Consider the following 14,716-nt stretch of genomic DNA (forward strand, 5'->3'; position numbering starts at 1 on the left):
ATTGTCTTACGATTATATAAAACAAATATGCTAAATTATCTCTTCAATGTAAAATGATTGATGAATTCTTTTGGCGAACCATCAAACGGATCTACATATTCTACTTTGAACCAATAATCAGCTGATGGCATTGGTGTTCCGTTGTACGTTCCGTCCCAACCTTGTCCTGCTGGACTTATTTGCTTGAGAAGTTTTCCATATCTGTCAAAGATGTAAATCCTCGCACCTGGTTGATTTCTGAGTCCAATTATATTCCATGTCGGATGGTATTCATCTCCGTTTGGTGTAAAGAATTGCATAAAGTCGATTAGCTCGAATGTTCTTACAAGTTCGCCACAACCGTTATTGTCTCTAACTGTTACGGTATGTTCGCCTGGTTGTAAGTCTAGGAATGTTCCATCTAGTTGCCAATCGCCGTCATCTAATTGATATTCGTAACTACCTGATCCGCCACTAGCGGTTGCAACAACATTGTGTGTATCTGCAAAAGCTGGTGTGGTAACTTGTATGTCTAGTATACTTGGTGCTGATGACGCCTGATACGTTACACTATCATCAAAAGTACAATTGGTTGCGTTGTTTCCGTCAGTTACAATTACGCTATACGTTCCTGCTTGATCTACAGTAACTGTTGCGTTTGCGGAAGTCCCACTTGGTGTTGTCCACTGATACGTGAATCCTGCGCCAAAGTCTGAACCTATTGTTCTGATTTCTGTTGCCAATCCTGTAGTTGCATCTACACACAGAATATCATCTGCTGGCAAGCTAAATACTGGTAATGGATTTACTTGTAACATTACTAGTATTGGATCGGATAAACAACCAGTAATCGTTTGTCTCACTCTCGCAAATAGTGTTTGCGGATTTGAAGTGTTTGTATAACTCGTTGCATTTGCAATTGCATTGATATCTGCGTCTGCATCTACCATATTTTCATAATACGCTACTGCCATGTCCATTTGCCCGTTTATGATTGTAGCATCAAGCGAAGTTAAATCAAATACGGCGGTATCTTGATCTGCCTGATCTGTTGCACAAAGTTCATAGGTTGGTGGCGCAGTTGCCGTTGGAATTGGTTCTACACTGAGCTCCAAACTTGCAATGTTATTGGTGTTTACACATCCTGTAGTTGTATTTACTACGCGAATGAAAACCGTTTGTGGATCGGTTGTGTTTTCAAATCCGTTGGCTAATGCGCCTGTTCCAGCTAAAGCATCTGCCACAGTTGGATGATAGGTTACTGTAAAGTCTGCTACATCTTGCGGAGTTGTTAATAAATCTAGCGAAGCTGTAACAACATCCCAATCAAATTGACCTACATTATCATTGTCATATTCACAAAATACATAGGTAAAAGCAATATCTGTTAGCACTGGAAGTGGATTTACCACAACTGGTAATTCTACCACTTTATAACATGGAAGCATGTTGCTATCAATCTGAATATCACTTTCTACTCGCACATAGATAATGACTTGTCCGTTTGCATTGGCTGTTGCCATGTCCACATTGTACATCATTGGATTAGCAATTGGATTGATGTCATCATTCGCATCTTCAACCGTTGTGTGGTAACTTACGCTCACATTACTTTCATTGTCTACAATTTCATCTTCTGATTGAGTTAAATCGAAAATAAGCATTCCGTTAGTTGCATCTCCATCGCTGTCGTCATCACACGCTTCTAAGATTGTTGGCGTTGTGTTTGGCGTTGGAATTGGAAGTACACGAAGTGTCATGGTAATATCTGTGGTACATCCTGCCGAATTGGCTGCTTGAATGTAAATCACTTGCGGATTCGTTACGTTTTGATACGCTGTTGGATCTGCAATTGGTGTATCACTGTTTAAGTCTGCTTGATTTGCATAATAGGTAAGAGTTAAACTCGTATTACCACCTGTGATTTCGATGTATTTTTCAGTAAGATCGAAGGTTGAAATTTCATCACTTTCATCGCCGCTTAATTCATCATCACACAATGAAAAAGCTGTTGGTTGTACAAGTACTGGAGGACCAACTACAATGATATCAAAACTTTCAATTGCGTAACAATCCGTTGCATTGTCTTCTAATCGTACCCAAATGGTTTGTTGATTGACTACTGTGTTTGTATAGTTTGTAAGGTTTACAATTGGTGAAACATCATCAATGGCATCTTGTTCAGTTTCGTGATAGCTTAGCGTGAAGTTTCCTGGCGTTTGTGTTCCGTAGATTTCTGTTTGAGTTTCGGTAAGATCGAACATTGCAAAACCATCTAAACTGTTTGCATCATCACATTCTTCTAAGTCTGTAATATTTAATGGCAATACCGGAATTGGAATTACATTTAATTGCAATGGAGTTACCGTGAAACAGCCAGTAACGGTATTAGTCGCCAAGACATAAATCGTTTGACTATCCATGACAATGTTTGTATATGGACTCGGTAAAACGTTTAAGTTATTGTTCGCGTCAGCTTCTGTTTCATGAAAAGTGTACACCACATCTGGTTCGTTGTTGATAATGTCATTGATTAATGCATCTAAATCAAAAGCAGTAAAACCATCATTGTCATCATCACACGTTTCTGCGTCTAGCATTCCACTTGGATTTAGTGTTGGACTTGGCAGTGGATTTACTCTAAGATCAAAAGTAATTGTGTTTTCACAGCCTGTAGTATCGTTCGTCGCTTTTACAAAAATGGTTTGTACGCCAATTTCTGTATTGCTATACATGGTTGGCGTAGCAATTGGCGCATCGTTGGTTAAATCAGCCATGTTTGCATAGTATTGCAAGCTGATTCCAGGAACGTTGTTGAGTAATTGTTCTGCTAATGAAGTTAAATCAAAAACTTCAATTCCGTTGTTTAAAGAAATCGCATCACACGTTTCTAATCCTGCAAGTTGCGTCAGTACTGGAAGCTCGTTTACAATCAGTGTTAGATTTGTAATACTAAAACAATCTGTCGCCATATCTTCCACACGAACCCAAATGATTTGTGGACTTGGTGGAATGTTGCTGTAAGCGTTTGTGTTGTTAATTTCTCCTGCGACAGTTCCCGCAATAGCGTTTGCTTGGGTATTATAATAGCGAACCGTATGCGTTGTTGGATCTTCTCCATTTAGAATGTCTGTTTCACTTTGGGTGAGGTCGAACTGCGCAATATCATCTGCGGAAGCGTCATCACATTCTGATAAACTTACCGCGTCTAACCCAGCAATTTCTGGAGAATCATGCACGATTAAAGCAAGTGGAACTACATTGAAACAACCTGTAATTACATTTTCTACACGAACATAAATTGTTTGATTGTATGCGTTGATATTTGTATATGTATCAGCAAGTGGATTCACATCATTGTCTGCATCTTCTGGAGTTTCGTGGTAAGTAACTGTTACCTGACCTGGAATGACGCCGCCTGTAACTTCACTTTCTGTACTTCGAATGTTAAAGATTCCGAAACCATCGTTGTCTGTGTCGCAGTATTCTAAAGGTGTTGCTGGAAAAACCGCAGGCGTATCATTGATGTTTACGGTAAGTTGTGTGGTATTATGACAACCAGTATTGATATCTTCTACACGAACAAAAACAGTATATGTAGTTGGTGTAGCTGTATTTTCATAAGGCATTACAAGCGCATTGACATCGCCATCTGCATCGCCTTGCGTTAAGTGATAGGATACATTTAAGTCTGGATTAGAAGCTGTAATTTCATCATTTTTAACCGTCAAATCTGTTGGTGCTATTCCGTCTGCTGTTTCATCGTCACACGCTTCTAACGTAGTAGGTGTTACTACTACTGGCAACGGCGGAACTTGCAATTCAAAGTTTCCTACTTGCACACATCCAAGTGGATTTACCGCGCGAACCCAAATAAGTTGCCCGTCTGTACCATTTACATTGGTAACAGCACCCATATTTGTATCTGCGTCTATTTCTGTCAAATGATACGTAATGGTTAAGCCAACTTGTCCGTTTTCCACAGTAGTGGTATGCATCGTTAAATCAAACATTTCCATCATGTCGCCTGGATTGTTAAAATCACACGCAATCATTGGTGGAATGTTATCTAGGTTTGGAAGTGGATCTACAATAAGTGTTACTTCTACAACATCAAAACAACCTGTTATATTATCTTCTACACGTGCATAAATAATTTGTAATGAAGGTGTTGTTGTTGTGTATAAACCTACTATTTCTGTTCCTGCAACGCCAGCTTGCGCTACTGTCTCATCTTCATAATAGGTTACCGTAGCAGTTCCTGCCAAAGCTCCTAATATTTCAGCATCTTTGGTTGACAAGTCAAAAGTTCCAAGTCCATTGGTATCATTTCCGTCAGAATCATCACATACGCTATACGGTGTTGGTGTGTTAGCCGTGATACTTGGATTTACTTGCAAGTCTAAAGTAGAAGTATTGGCACAACCTGTAACCGTATTTACGATACGAATATGCACCGTTTGCATGTTTATCGTTGTATTGGTATACGGAGAAGCAAGTGCTGTTCCGACTCCAGTTTGTGCTTCGCCTGGCGTTTCGTAATAGGTAATTGCCATTGCATCCGTAGAAGTTTGTCCCGCTAGGATTTCTGCATCAGCATCTGTTAATGTAAAAGGAGCAAATCCGTCGCCATCATCATCACATTCTTGTAACATTGTTGGTATTACCGGAATTGGTAATGGATTGACAGTTATTTGGAAACTCGTTGTTGCAGCACATATATTTGTTGCATCGGAACTTGTAACGCTTACATATATTGTTTCTGTTGGATTCGTATTTGTATACGTTGTTGGTAATGGATTTGTGTTTGTATCTGCATCTGCTTGTGTAGCATGGAAGTTTACATCTATCAGCAAAGGATCTTGTGCTCCACTGATTGCTGGAATTTGCATTGTGAAATCAAATGTTTCAGTTCCGTCATTAGAAGCATCATCACACACAATCATATCTGCGGGTTGCGCAGCAGTTGGTTGATAATCTACACAGATTTCGAAATTCGTAGTATCAAAACATGTAGCATTTGTAGTGTTTGCTATACGTACATAAATTTGTTCACAAGGATTTGTATTTGAGTATGGAACTGCTAAAGGGTTTGCTCCTGAATCAGCATCTGCTTGTGAAGCGTGATATGTAATTGTATATAAGGCAGCATTTTGTGTTCCTAATACTGCAGTTTCTTGTGCTACAAAGTCAAATATTGCTGTTCCGTCATTAGTATCATCATCACAAACGGTAATATCCGCAACCACATTTGCTATTGGCAACACGTCAACTACTACGTTAAATTGCGTTGTAGACACACAACTTGTTGCATTATTTTGTACTCTCACTACAATTAGGTCCGAAGGACTCATATTCGGGTACATTGAAGGTAAAGGATTTGCATTTGCGTTTGCGTCTGCAGTACTTCCGTGATAACTTATGGTAAAGTCAGCAGGATTTTGCGCTCCTAATATAGTGGGAAGTTGTGAATCTAAATCAAATGTTTCTACGCCATCATTAGAAGCATCATCACAAACAACCATATCTGGTGCTGTAGTTAGTGTTGGCTCAGGATTTAAGATTAAGTCAAAAGATGTTACCGCAAAACAGGTAGCACTGTTGTTATCTTGAACTCTGATATAAATATCATCAATTGGTGCTGTTGTATTTGTATGTAAACATGGAAGTGGATTCAGGTTTGCATCTGCATCAGCTTGTGTATCATGATATGAAACCGTATAGTCAGCAGGATCTTGTGTTCCTAATGCTAAAGCAGATTGCGAACATAAGTCAAATTCTTCTAAACCATCATTTCCAATGTCACATGCTACTAAATCTGGCACTACATTCGCCGTTGTATTTCCTATGTTTAATGTGAACGATTCTGTTTGAAAACAATCAACAGCAGTTGTTCCTGTGTAAGATATTCTTATAAAAATAACTTCTCCATTAGTTCCCGAATATGCTTGTGCTTGTGCAAGTGTTAAAGCTCCTGTTCCTGCATCTGCATCCGCTTGCGATAGATGATAGGTAACTTCCATATCAGTAGTATCTGCAATTGGTGCTAATACTTGTGCTGTATTTACAGTTAAATCAAATATTTCTGTAGCATTGTTAGAACATACAGATAAGTTTGAAGCTGGTGCATTGTTAATTTCTAGAGCTACATCAATACAAACTGTTTCTGTGTATGTACATCCTAAATCATCTACTGCTTCATATGTGTAACAGTGTTGCCCTGGCGTTGTTGGTTGCACTGTAATTACGTTTCCTGTTGTATCTGTAATAGATGCATCTGGTAGCCACATTTCTGAATCAATTACAGGTGTAAATGATTCATCTGCTGGTAAAATAGAAGGATCAAAATCTAATCCCCAACTAAAAATATAGCCGTTATCAATACCTATATTATCTGTAACTCTTATTGTCCAACTTCCATTTAATGGACTTCCAATAAGATCATCAAAACCATTTCCATCTATTGGCAAATATGTTCCTGGCTGCCATGAATTTCCTGGAGGATTTGATCCTGCAGTAACTGTAGGTGCGCCTGCGGCAAGTACTTGAGTTCCTGCTAATGAAAAACAATAATCTGCTCCTACTCCTGGAGCTGTACCATTATCATCATTAGCACCACCAAAATAAGTTCCACTACCCGATTGTAAAAATAAATCTGCTTCTTGCCCATTTGGACTTATAATAATAATATCTAAATCTCCAGAGTATGAATGCTCAATGTTTAAACATATTCGAAATAATTCAGCTCCTGCTGTTAACGTTTGTCCTGAATCAAAACAATCTACCACAACTGATGTTTCATACGAAACTCCGTTTCCATCTGGTAAAAAAGTCTGTCCACTTACTGGAGGTGTACATTGTACAATATATGGTGTCGGTGTTACGACTCCTGAAATTGTTGTATTATCACCAAAACAAATAAAATCATCCGTTGCTTGAGTTCCAGCAAAACTTGGTGTTGTCGAAACTCGTACTATTTGATTTATAAGGTTATCATTGGTACAATTGTTTGTATCTGTAATATTTAAGTTTACAATGTATGCTCCTGCATCTGGATATGTGTGTGTTACTACTTGTCCCATTTCAGATGTACCATCGCCAAAATCCCATTGATATTGTGCGCCTGTACCATCTGATGTAAAAGTACCACTTCCGTTAAAAGTAACGGAATCTCCTTGACATAGTTCAATGATATCATTTGTGTCTGCCGCAGGAATTGAAGAATCTATTTGTGAATTAATTGTTTGACAAGGCGTCACACATGAAATATCTGCCGCCCAACCAATGTTTACACCTGCTGCATCCGAAATAAATTCTATAGTAATACAACCTGAAGTGTTTGAATTTGTTGCAATTACAGTTCCCGGACTTACTGTTCCAGTAAATGCTCCAAATTGCGGTGCCGTGGTATCATCGCCGTCGTAGATATTCATGAAGTCACTCATGTCTTGCAATCCAAATGATGTAAATACCAATTGAACCTTATCTCCTGCATTATCAGGACATATGGTCATTACAAAGTTTTCGTCGTTTGAATATTGTCCTGCGCCGCCGCCGCCAGTATCTAAAAATGTACCTTGACATATATTAAAGGTACCATTTTCAATGATGACATTTTGTGCGAAACAAAATAGTGGTGCTATAAGAAGTAAGAGAACTAATTTTTTCATCTCTATGTTTTAGTTTTGAAGTTTAGGTTGTGGTTGTATGATCAAAATATAGTCTGTATTATCAATTTGATAAATTCTAACAGAAGCTATATCAAAAAATGCTAACTTATATTTTAAAGGATTGAAATTGTTAATGTTAAAAGCAGCATCGTGTCGCAATGCACTATTATATGTGTTTAACATTCCTTGATCTGTAATTTTTGGAACTTTTTTTCCTTGAATTTCGGACTGTTTTACGATTTTCATTCGTTGAAGAATTAACTTTTTGAAAGCCTCGTAAAGATTTTTATTGGAAAAGATTACTTTCTGAGCCTGATCGCCATACACTTCGTTGATAAAAGTATCGACTTGCTGCTCTTTAAAATTGTAGTGATCATTCTTAGTTTGTGCATTTATACACAATCCTAAAAATAAGAACGTCATACATACATAGATTTTACGCATAATTGTAATGATTGAATTCTAACGTTATTAATTTAAAATGAAGTGGTTACGATATTGGTAAAAACACTCCATCTTCTTTACATTATATATAACAACAACACCTATGAAAACCCGACATTGTGTTAAAAAATTTATTTTGAGTTGCGGGAAATTAAGAAAATTTTATGATATATATAATTCTTTAACACATTTATTTACGGCACGTTCCGCCAAATCATATTCAATAATTAATTATCTTTGTTGTCTTGTTAAATTTTGAAAAAAAATGTGCAATGAACCTTTCATATTGCAAAGTTTCAAATCTTATATATTATTGATTACTTGTACTACATTTTTTATACGTAAAGAAATACTGAATAGATGAAAATAGATAAAGCGCTTGAAGAAGAAATACAAGCCATAGGAGACGATCATATCATGACTTCTTACGATACTCCATTACGCAAAGACGCTTTTGATTTGAGTGACAAAGAAAAAATAGTGAGCATCAAAAAAGATGTAGCGCATATTATGCAAACACTAGGCTTAGACATGACTGACGACAGCCTCAAAGGAACGCCAAACAGAGTTGCTAAAATGTTTGTAGAAGAAATTTTTGGCGGATTGCGTCCAGATAAAAAACCAAAAGCATCCACTTTTGAGAATAAATATAAGTACAATGAAATGTTGGTGGAGAAAAACATTACCGTCTACTCTACTTGTGAACACCATTTGCTTCCAATTGTAGGAAGAGCACACATTGGATATATTTCAAAAGGTACTGTTGTAGGACTCTCTAAAATGAATCGTGTGGTTGACTATTTCGCAAAACGTCCGCAAGTACAAGAACGTTTAACGATTCAAATAGTAAGAGAATTGCAAAAAGTACTTGGAACAGAAGATGTTGCTTGTGTAATTGATGCAAAACATTTGTGTGTAAACTCACGAGGAATCAGAGATATAGAAAGCAGCACAGTAACTGCTGAATTTGGTGGAAAATTTAAAAATGAGAAAACGCGCTTAGAATTCCTAGATTATATTAAATTAGATACCAAATTTTAATCAACCAAATTTTTCATCAATAACCATGAAATTATATCAAGAACAAGAACTAAAAATATACAATTCCCTCACAAACCAAAAAGAAGTTTTTAAACCTATTAATGAAGGTCATGTCGGAATGTATGTGTGCGGCCCCACAGTTTACAGCAATGTTCACTTAGGAAACGTACGTACGTTTATGTCTTTTGATATGATTTTTAGATATCTAACACATTTAGGCTATAAAGTACGCTATGTACGAAATATTACAGATGTTGGACATTTAGAGAATGATGCAGACGAAGGCGAAGACAGAATTGCTAAAAAAGCACGTTTGGAAGAACTGGAACCTATGGAAATTGTGCAACGCTATACCGTTGACTTTCATGAAATTCTACAAAAATTTAATTTCCACCCGCCAAGTATTGAACCAACTGCAACAGGACACATTATTCAGCAAATCGAAATTGTAAAAACGATTCTTGAAAAAGGATATGCTTACGAAGTAAATGGTTCTGTCTATTTTGACGTATTAAAGTTTAATGAAACTCACGAATACGGTAAACTTAGCAATCGAAAAGTAGAAGACTTAGTTCACAATACAAGAGCTTTAGATGGTCAGAGTGATAAAAAAAATCCACAAGATTTTGCACTCTGGAAAAAAGCAGAAGAAAAACACATCATGCATTGGCCTTCTCCTTGGAGTGAAGGTTTTCCGGGTTGGCACTTGGAATGTACTGCAATGAGTACAAAATATTTAGGCGATAAATTTGATATTCACGGTGGCGGAATGGACTTGAAATTTCCACATCACGAATGTGAAATTGCTCAAAATGAAGCTTCAAAAGGAACTTCGCCTGTAAATTACTGGATGCACGCAAATATGTTGACGCTGAATGGTAAGAAAATGGCGAAATCTACTGGAAATAATATTCTTCCTGGAGAAATTTTCTCTGGAAAGAATAAGAACTTAACCAAAGGATTTGCCGCAAGTGTGGCTCGTTTTTTTATGATGCAAGCCAATTATAGAAGTATTCTTGATTTTAGTAATGATGCTTTATTGGCTTCCGAAAAAGGATTCAACAAGTTAATGGAAGCTATAAAAACGCTATACGGTTTGAAACCTGTTGGCGACAAAACTACTTTTAATTTATCAGTTTGGAAACGTGGTTGCTATGACGCATTAAATGACGATTTTAATACACCGATTTTAATTGCCGATTTGTTTGAAGCAGTACGGTTTATCAATCTGTTGAAAGATGGAAAAGAAACTATTTTAGCAGAAGATTTAGCTTCTCTAAAAGAAAGCATGCATGCGTTTGTGTTTGATATCTTAGGATTAGAGCAACAAAGCGGTTCCGATGATGATGGCGATGCACTTTCTGGCGTTGTAGAATTGTTAATCAATTTGCGAAACGAAGCACGCGCTAACAAAGATTTTGCTACTTCAGACAAAATTCGTGATGAACTATTAGCATTAGGAATTCAACTGAAAGATGGAAAAGATGGCACTTCTTTTTCAGTTGAATAACAACTAATTTAAACACAAAAATACATGAGTGACATTGGTATTGTTGCACTAATTGTTGGTGGAATTATCGTTTTGATAAATATTGTCATTCAATTTTCCAATCTGGTAGGAATTATACAATACGCCTTTGCTACAAATTCATTATCCAATTATTGGAAGTATTTTTTCAAAGGAAATTTTAGTGCTCGCGCGTTGATTTCTTCGTTAATCGGATTGGTAATTGCAATTTTTATTTTCTTCCTCATTGCGCCTTTTGTTTTATACAGAAAGTACATCCTGAAAAGAAACGCATAACACCTCAAACTAAATTATTATTAAAAAGATCCTTATATATCCTTTTCTATTAATCATCCGTTTTTACCAAGCGGCAATTTCTCCGTTTACACCTTCGGTATGTCGGTATACGCCAACATGTTCACATTACACCGCAGAAGCATTACAGAAACACGGGTTATTTCGCGGTGGAAAATTAGCCATAAAACGTATTTTTAGTTGCAATCCTTTCGGCGGAAGCGGATACGATCCTGTGCCAGACAAGCTTCATAAAAAGAAGAATTAAATTTCCAATCAGACACCAAATTCAAAGAATTGATCAAGGGTTATATACTAAATTTGGAATCTCGTTATGCAACGAGATTAGTCCAATCAACAACTTTGAATACGTCTTAGATACTGAATCAAGTTCAGCACAAGCTTTTCAAAATTGAGTTTCACTAAAATAACATTCCTTTACGATTTGCTTTCGTTGATTTTCGTTTCGTTTCCCTATATTTACACCTTATAAACAACTCCATATGCACTTTTTAAGTATCCCTTGGAATCCTAGTGAAGTTTTATTTAGCTTGGGTCCAATTCAAATTAGATATTACAGCTTAATGTTCATCATTGCATTCAGTTTAGGATATTACATCTTGAAAAAAATGTATGAACATGCTAATGTTAAGTTAGAATATTTGGATTCATTGTTCATGTATTCCGTAATTGCAACCTTACTTGGCGCACGTTTAGGCGCTGTTATCTTTTATGATTGGCATTATTACCAAGATCATTTAATAGAAATTTTACTCCCAATAAAAGAAGATCCGAATGCAGCTTTATTTGGGTTTATTAATGGCTATAAATTTACAGGATTTGCAGGTTTGGCAAGTCATGGAGGAGCCATCGGAGTTATTTTCGCCATGTATTTACACAGACGAAAACATCAATATAAAAGCTTATTATGGATTTTAGATAGAATTGTAGTTCCTGTAGCCATTGGCGGCGCTTTTGTACGCTTAGGAAACTTCTTTAATTCTGAAATTGTCGGAACGTATACAAACTCTGATTTTGGTGTAATTTTTAAAGCGAATGGAGATACATTACCTCGTCATCCTGCACAATTATATGAAGCAATTTGCTACGTGATTCTGTTTGTTATTTTATGGTTTTTATATTGGAAAACCGATAAGAAAGAAAAACCAGGCTATCTTTTTGGATTGTTTTTAGTGCTGTTATGGACAATACGTTTCTTTGTAGAGTTTGTGAAGAAAGCGCAAGTTGATACACGTGAAGACTGGTTGTTAAGTACAGGACAATGGTTGAGTATTCCATTTGTAATTGTTGGACTTTACTTTATGCTTAGAAAAACGAACAATACAACTCCAGAAACTGCCAAGTCATGAGAAAATTTTTGATCCTTCTTTGTTTCACAATTGCGTTTGTTTCTTGTGATTCAAATCAAAATAAAAAAATAAAAACGGTTGAAATTACGTTTCAAAAAGAAGGTCGATTGACACTTTCTAAAGCTAGTGGAAAAGATATTATTACACTTGACGTTGAACTTGCAGAAACCGATTATGAACGCGAAACAGGCTTAATGCATCGTGCTTCGATGAAAGATACGCAAGGAATGCTTTTTATATTTCCGACCGAGTTTCCTAGAAGTTTTTTTATGAAGAATACGCTGATTCCTTTAGATATTATTTATTTAGATGCGAAGATGAAGATTGTAAGTTTTCAAGAGAATGCAATACCTTTAGACGAAACCGGATTGCCTTCTGAAATTCCTGCCATGTACGTATTAGAAGTGAATGCAGGTTTGGCTGAGAAATGGTTGCTAGAAATTGGTGATGGCATTACACTTTTAAAAAATTAAACTATACTTCTGAAAGTACTTAATATATTTTTTGGCATTGCGTTAGCACTTGGTATTCCGTTTTTTGGCATGCTGATTACTTCAACATTCAATCATGTTCTGCCAGTAGTAGTTTCTTTAATCGCTGTTCCTATTATTGCCATTTATCTTACCCGAATTCCTAAGTATAAAATTATTGGAACTGGCATGCTCATTGGGCTAATTCCGTTGAGTATTCTCGTAGTTACAATTATTACATTGAGTAGACTTCATTAATAAAAAAATACAAGTTCATTTCTTTTTAACATGAGTTCGACATAAGTTTACTCAAATAAAATTCTGAACACATTTTCGCAATAAGTAATAAGTATGTCATTTTCATATCATTATTTTCGTTTTCTTTGCTCGCACAAAGAATACTGAATCAAGTTCAGCACAGGCTTCAACAAAAGAAAGTGCGCTTTTCCAGAGGTATTTTTAGTTTTTCTTTTAGGGAAAAACTAAAACCGCATGAATTTTTCTAAATTTTCTCCAAGGATTCGAAAATTCTTAACGAAAAACCCCTGCTATACTGCGGAAAAGACAAAAAAACACCCTGAAATTTTAGATCGAACTCAGGTTTTTAGTATATTTAGAAAACTTAAATTCACAATTATATGAGCATTTTCCATTATTTATCTTCGGCAGTATTAAAGAAAATAAAAAAGAATCCAGTTTCTGATTCTTCAAAAATACTCGGAGGCGCAACAAATTCTGAAGCTGAACAAAATCATGTAGATTCATATTACCACTCATAATTTTTGTTCTTATCCGTTTGTATACTCACTAAAAACGAAGCGTCTAATATAAAATCTTGTCTAGATTCTGTAAAAGAAATCGCAGACGAAATTATTATATTGGACTCTTTTTCTACGGATGATACAATAGCTATTGCTGAAAATTACACTTCAAAAATTTATTTTAAAGAATGGATTGATGATTTCTCTTTTTCAAGAAATTTCGCAATATCGAAAGCTAATGGCGATTGGATCTTAATTATTGATGCTGATGAAAGGTTTGTATTTGAAACTAATTTCATAGCTAGATTAAAAGCTACAAAAACCAACGCTTTTTCTATTATTAGAAAAGAGATGTACAGACAGCAACATGACTTGAAACAAGTAAAATATCCTGTTACCATCATCCGATTGTTTAAACGAGAAACGAATGCTACGTTTGAATATCCAATTCATGAAAGATTAGACGATTTTTTTACGAAAGAAGGAATCCAAGTTGCATTAAATCAAGATTGTTATTTAGAACATCACATTAGTTTAGACATTGAACATGTTCACTCAAAACAAGAGAACTATTTAGCATTGATAGCTAATTATCTACAGAAAAATCCAACTGATGATTGGTTAACGTATCAAAAAATTAAAACTTTAAAGTACTTCAAGAAAAACGAACAGGTTTTTGATCTGATTAAAACGTTTAAAACCAAAAATCTAAAAATTAGAACTGCCACAACCATTATATTAAGTCAACTATATATGGAAAGTGGAAAATTAGACGATGCAATCAGCACATTAAGAAGTTTGCCAAAACCTAATAATAGTACGATAGTACATATGCTATTGGGAGATTGTTACTTTAAAAAAAAAAGCCTCTTCACGCTTTAAAATATTATCTCAGATTAAAAACTTCAAGCAAATCTATTGACTTTGAGCAAGCAATGTATATCCTTAGCTACTGCGAAAAAGAGGACAAAGTATACAAAATTGCAAGTGTTTTATACACTCTGAAATCATACTTTTTATGTATTCTTTATTTAGATGTAAACAAAAAATACTTACAAGCAGATTCACTACTATTATATGCTTTGATTTTCTTAAAAAAGGATGATAAAAAGCAAGCTTTGAAGTTTATAAGAAAAGCTAGAGAAAAGGATCAATATTGGAAAAAATTGATTGAATTAGA

At 35.7% G+C, this 14,716-nt stretch carries 11 protein-coding genes; 9 read left to right on the plus strand and 2 right to left on the minus strand.

The annotated features are described in order from the left end of the window. Positions 1 to 35: 35 nt before the first annotated feature. The gene (locus IMCC3317_RS08140; RefSeq protein ID WP_170293843.1) at positions 36 to 7,649 is read right to left on the minus strand and encodes a T9SS type B sorting domain-containing protein; all 7,614 of its coding nucleotides are present in this window, start codon (positions 7,647 to 7,649) and stop codon (positions 36 to 38) included. A 9-nt stretch (positions 7,650 to 7,658) separates the two neighbouring features. After that, a complete protein-coding gene (locus IMCC3317_RS08145; RefSeq protein ID WP_160129028.1) occupies positions 7,659 to 8,072 on the minus strand; it encodes a hypothetical protein in 414 nt (137 codons plus the stop codon). 381 nt (positions 8,073 to 8,453) lie between these two features. On the opposite strand from IMCC3317_RS08145, the gene folE reads away from it, so the two are divergent. From folE to IMCC3317_RS08190, 9 genes are all read left to right on the plus strand, one after another. Further along, positions 8,454 to 9,134: a GTP cyclohydrolase I FolE gene (folE, locus tag IMCC3317_RS08150; protein ID WP_160129029.1), complete on the plus strand. Its 681-nt coding sequence runs from the start codon at positions 8,454 to 8,456 to the stop codon at positions 9,132 to 9,134. A 25-nt stretch (positions 9,135 to 9,159) separates the two neighbouring features. Then, positions 9,160 to 10,644, plus strand: a complete 1,485-nt coding sequence (cysS, locus tag IMCC3317_RS08155) for a cysteine--tRNA ligase (protein WP_160129030.1) — start codon at positions 9,160 to 9,162, stop codon at positions 10,642 to 10,644. Positions 10,645 to 10,668: 24 nt separating this feature from the next. Next, a complete protein-coding gene (locus tag IMCC3317_RS08160) occupies positions 10,669 to 10,938 on the plus strand; it encodes a hypothetical protein (RefSeq protein ID WP_160129031.1) in 270 nt (89 codons plus the stop codon). A 16-nt stretch (positions 10,939 to 10,954) separates the two neighbouring features. Continuing rightward, positions 10,955 to 11,203 carry a membrane protein insertion efficiency factor YidD gene (gene yidD / locus IMCC3317_RS08165; RefSeq protein ID WP_170293874.1) on the plus strand — a complete coding sequence of 83 codons (249 nt, stop codon included), beginning with the start codon at positions 10,955 to 10,957 and terminating at the stop codon, positions 11,201 to 11,203. A 235-nt stretch (positions 11,204 to 11,438) separates the two neighbouring features. After that, positions 11,439 to 12,305 (plus strand): prolipoprotein diacylglyceryl transferase, encoded by an 867-nt coding sequence (lgt, locus tag IMCC3317_RS08170; RefSeq protein WP_160129032.1) that lies wholly within the window; start codon positions 11,439 to 11,441, stop codon positions 12,303 to 12,305. Beyond that, complete coding sequence (locus IMCC3317_RS08175; protein ID WP_160129033.1) at positions 12,302 to 12,778, plus strand: DUF192 domain-containing protein; 477 nt, start codon at positions 12,302 to 12,304, stop codon at positions 12,776 to 12,778. The genes lgt and IMCC3317_RS08175 overlap by 4 nt, the downstream gene beginning before the upstream one ends. Positions 12,779 to 12,847: 69 nt before the next feature. Next, a complete protein-coding gene (locus tag IMCC3317_RS08180) occupies positions 12,848 to 13,033 on the plus strand; it encodes a hypothetical protein (protein WP_160129034.1) in 186 nt (61 codons plus the stop codon). Positions 13,034 to 13,413: 380 nt separating this feature from the next. Then, positions 13,414 to 13,554 carry a hypothetical protein gene (locus IMCC3317_RS08185; protein WP_160129035.1) on the plus strand — a complete coding sequence of 47 codons (141 nt, stop codon included), beginning with the start codon at positions 13,414 to 13,416 and terminating at the stop codon, positions 13,552 to 13,554. Between the two features lie 3 nt (positions 13,555 to 13,557). Beyond that, on the plus strand, positions 13,558 to 14,418 hold the full coding sequence (locus IMCC3317_RS08190; RefSeq protein ID WP_160129036.1) for a glycosyltransferase family 2 protein: 861 nt from the start codon (positions 13,558 to 13,560) through the stop codon (positions 14,416 to 14,418). Positions 14,419 to 14,716 lie beyond the last annotated feature (298 nt).

Source organism: Kordia antarctica (assembly GCF_009901525.1).
GTDB classification, from domain to species: domain Bacteria; phylum Bacteroidota; class Bacteroidia; order Flavobacteriales; family Flavobacteriaceae; genus Kordia; species Kordia antarctica.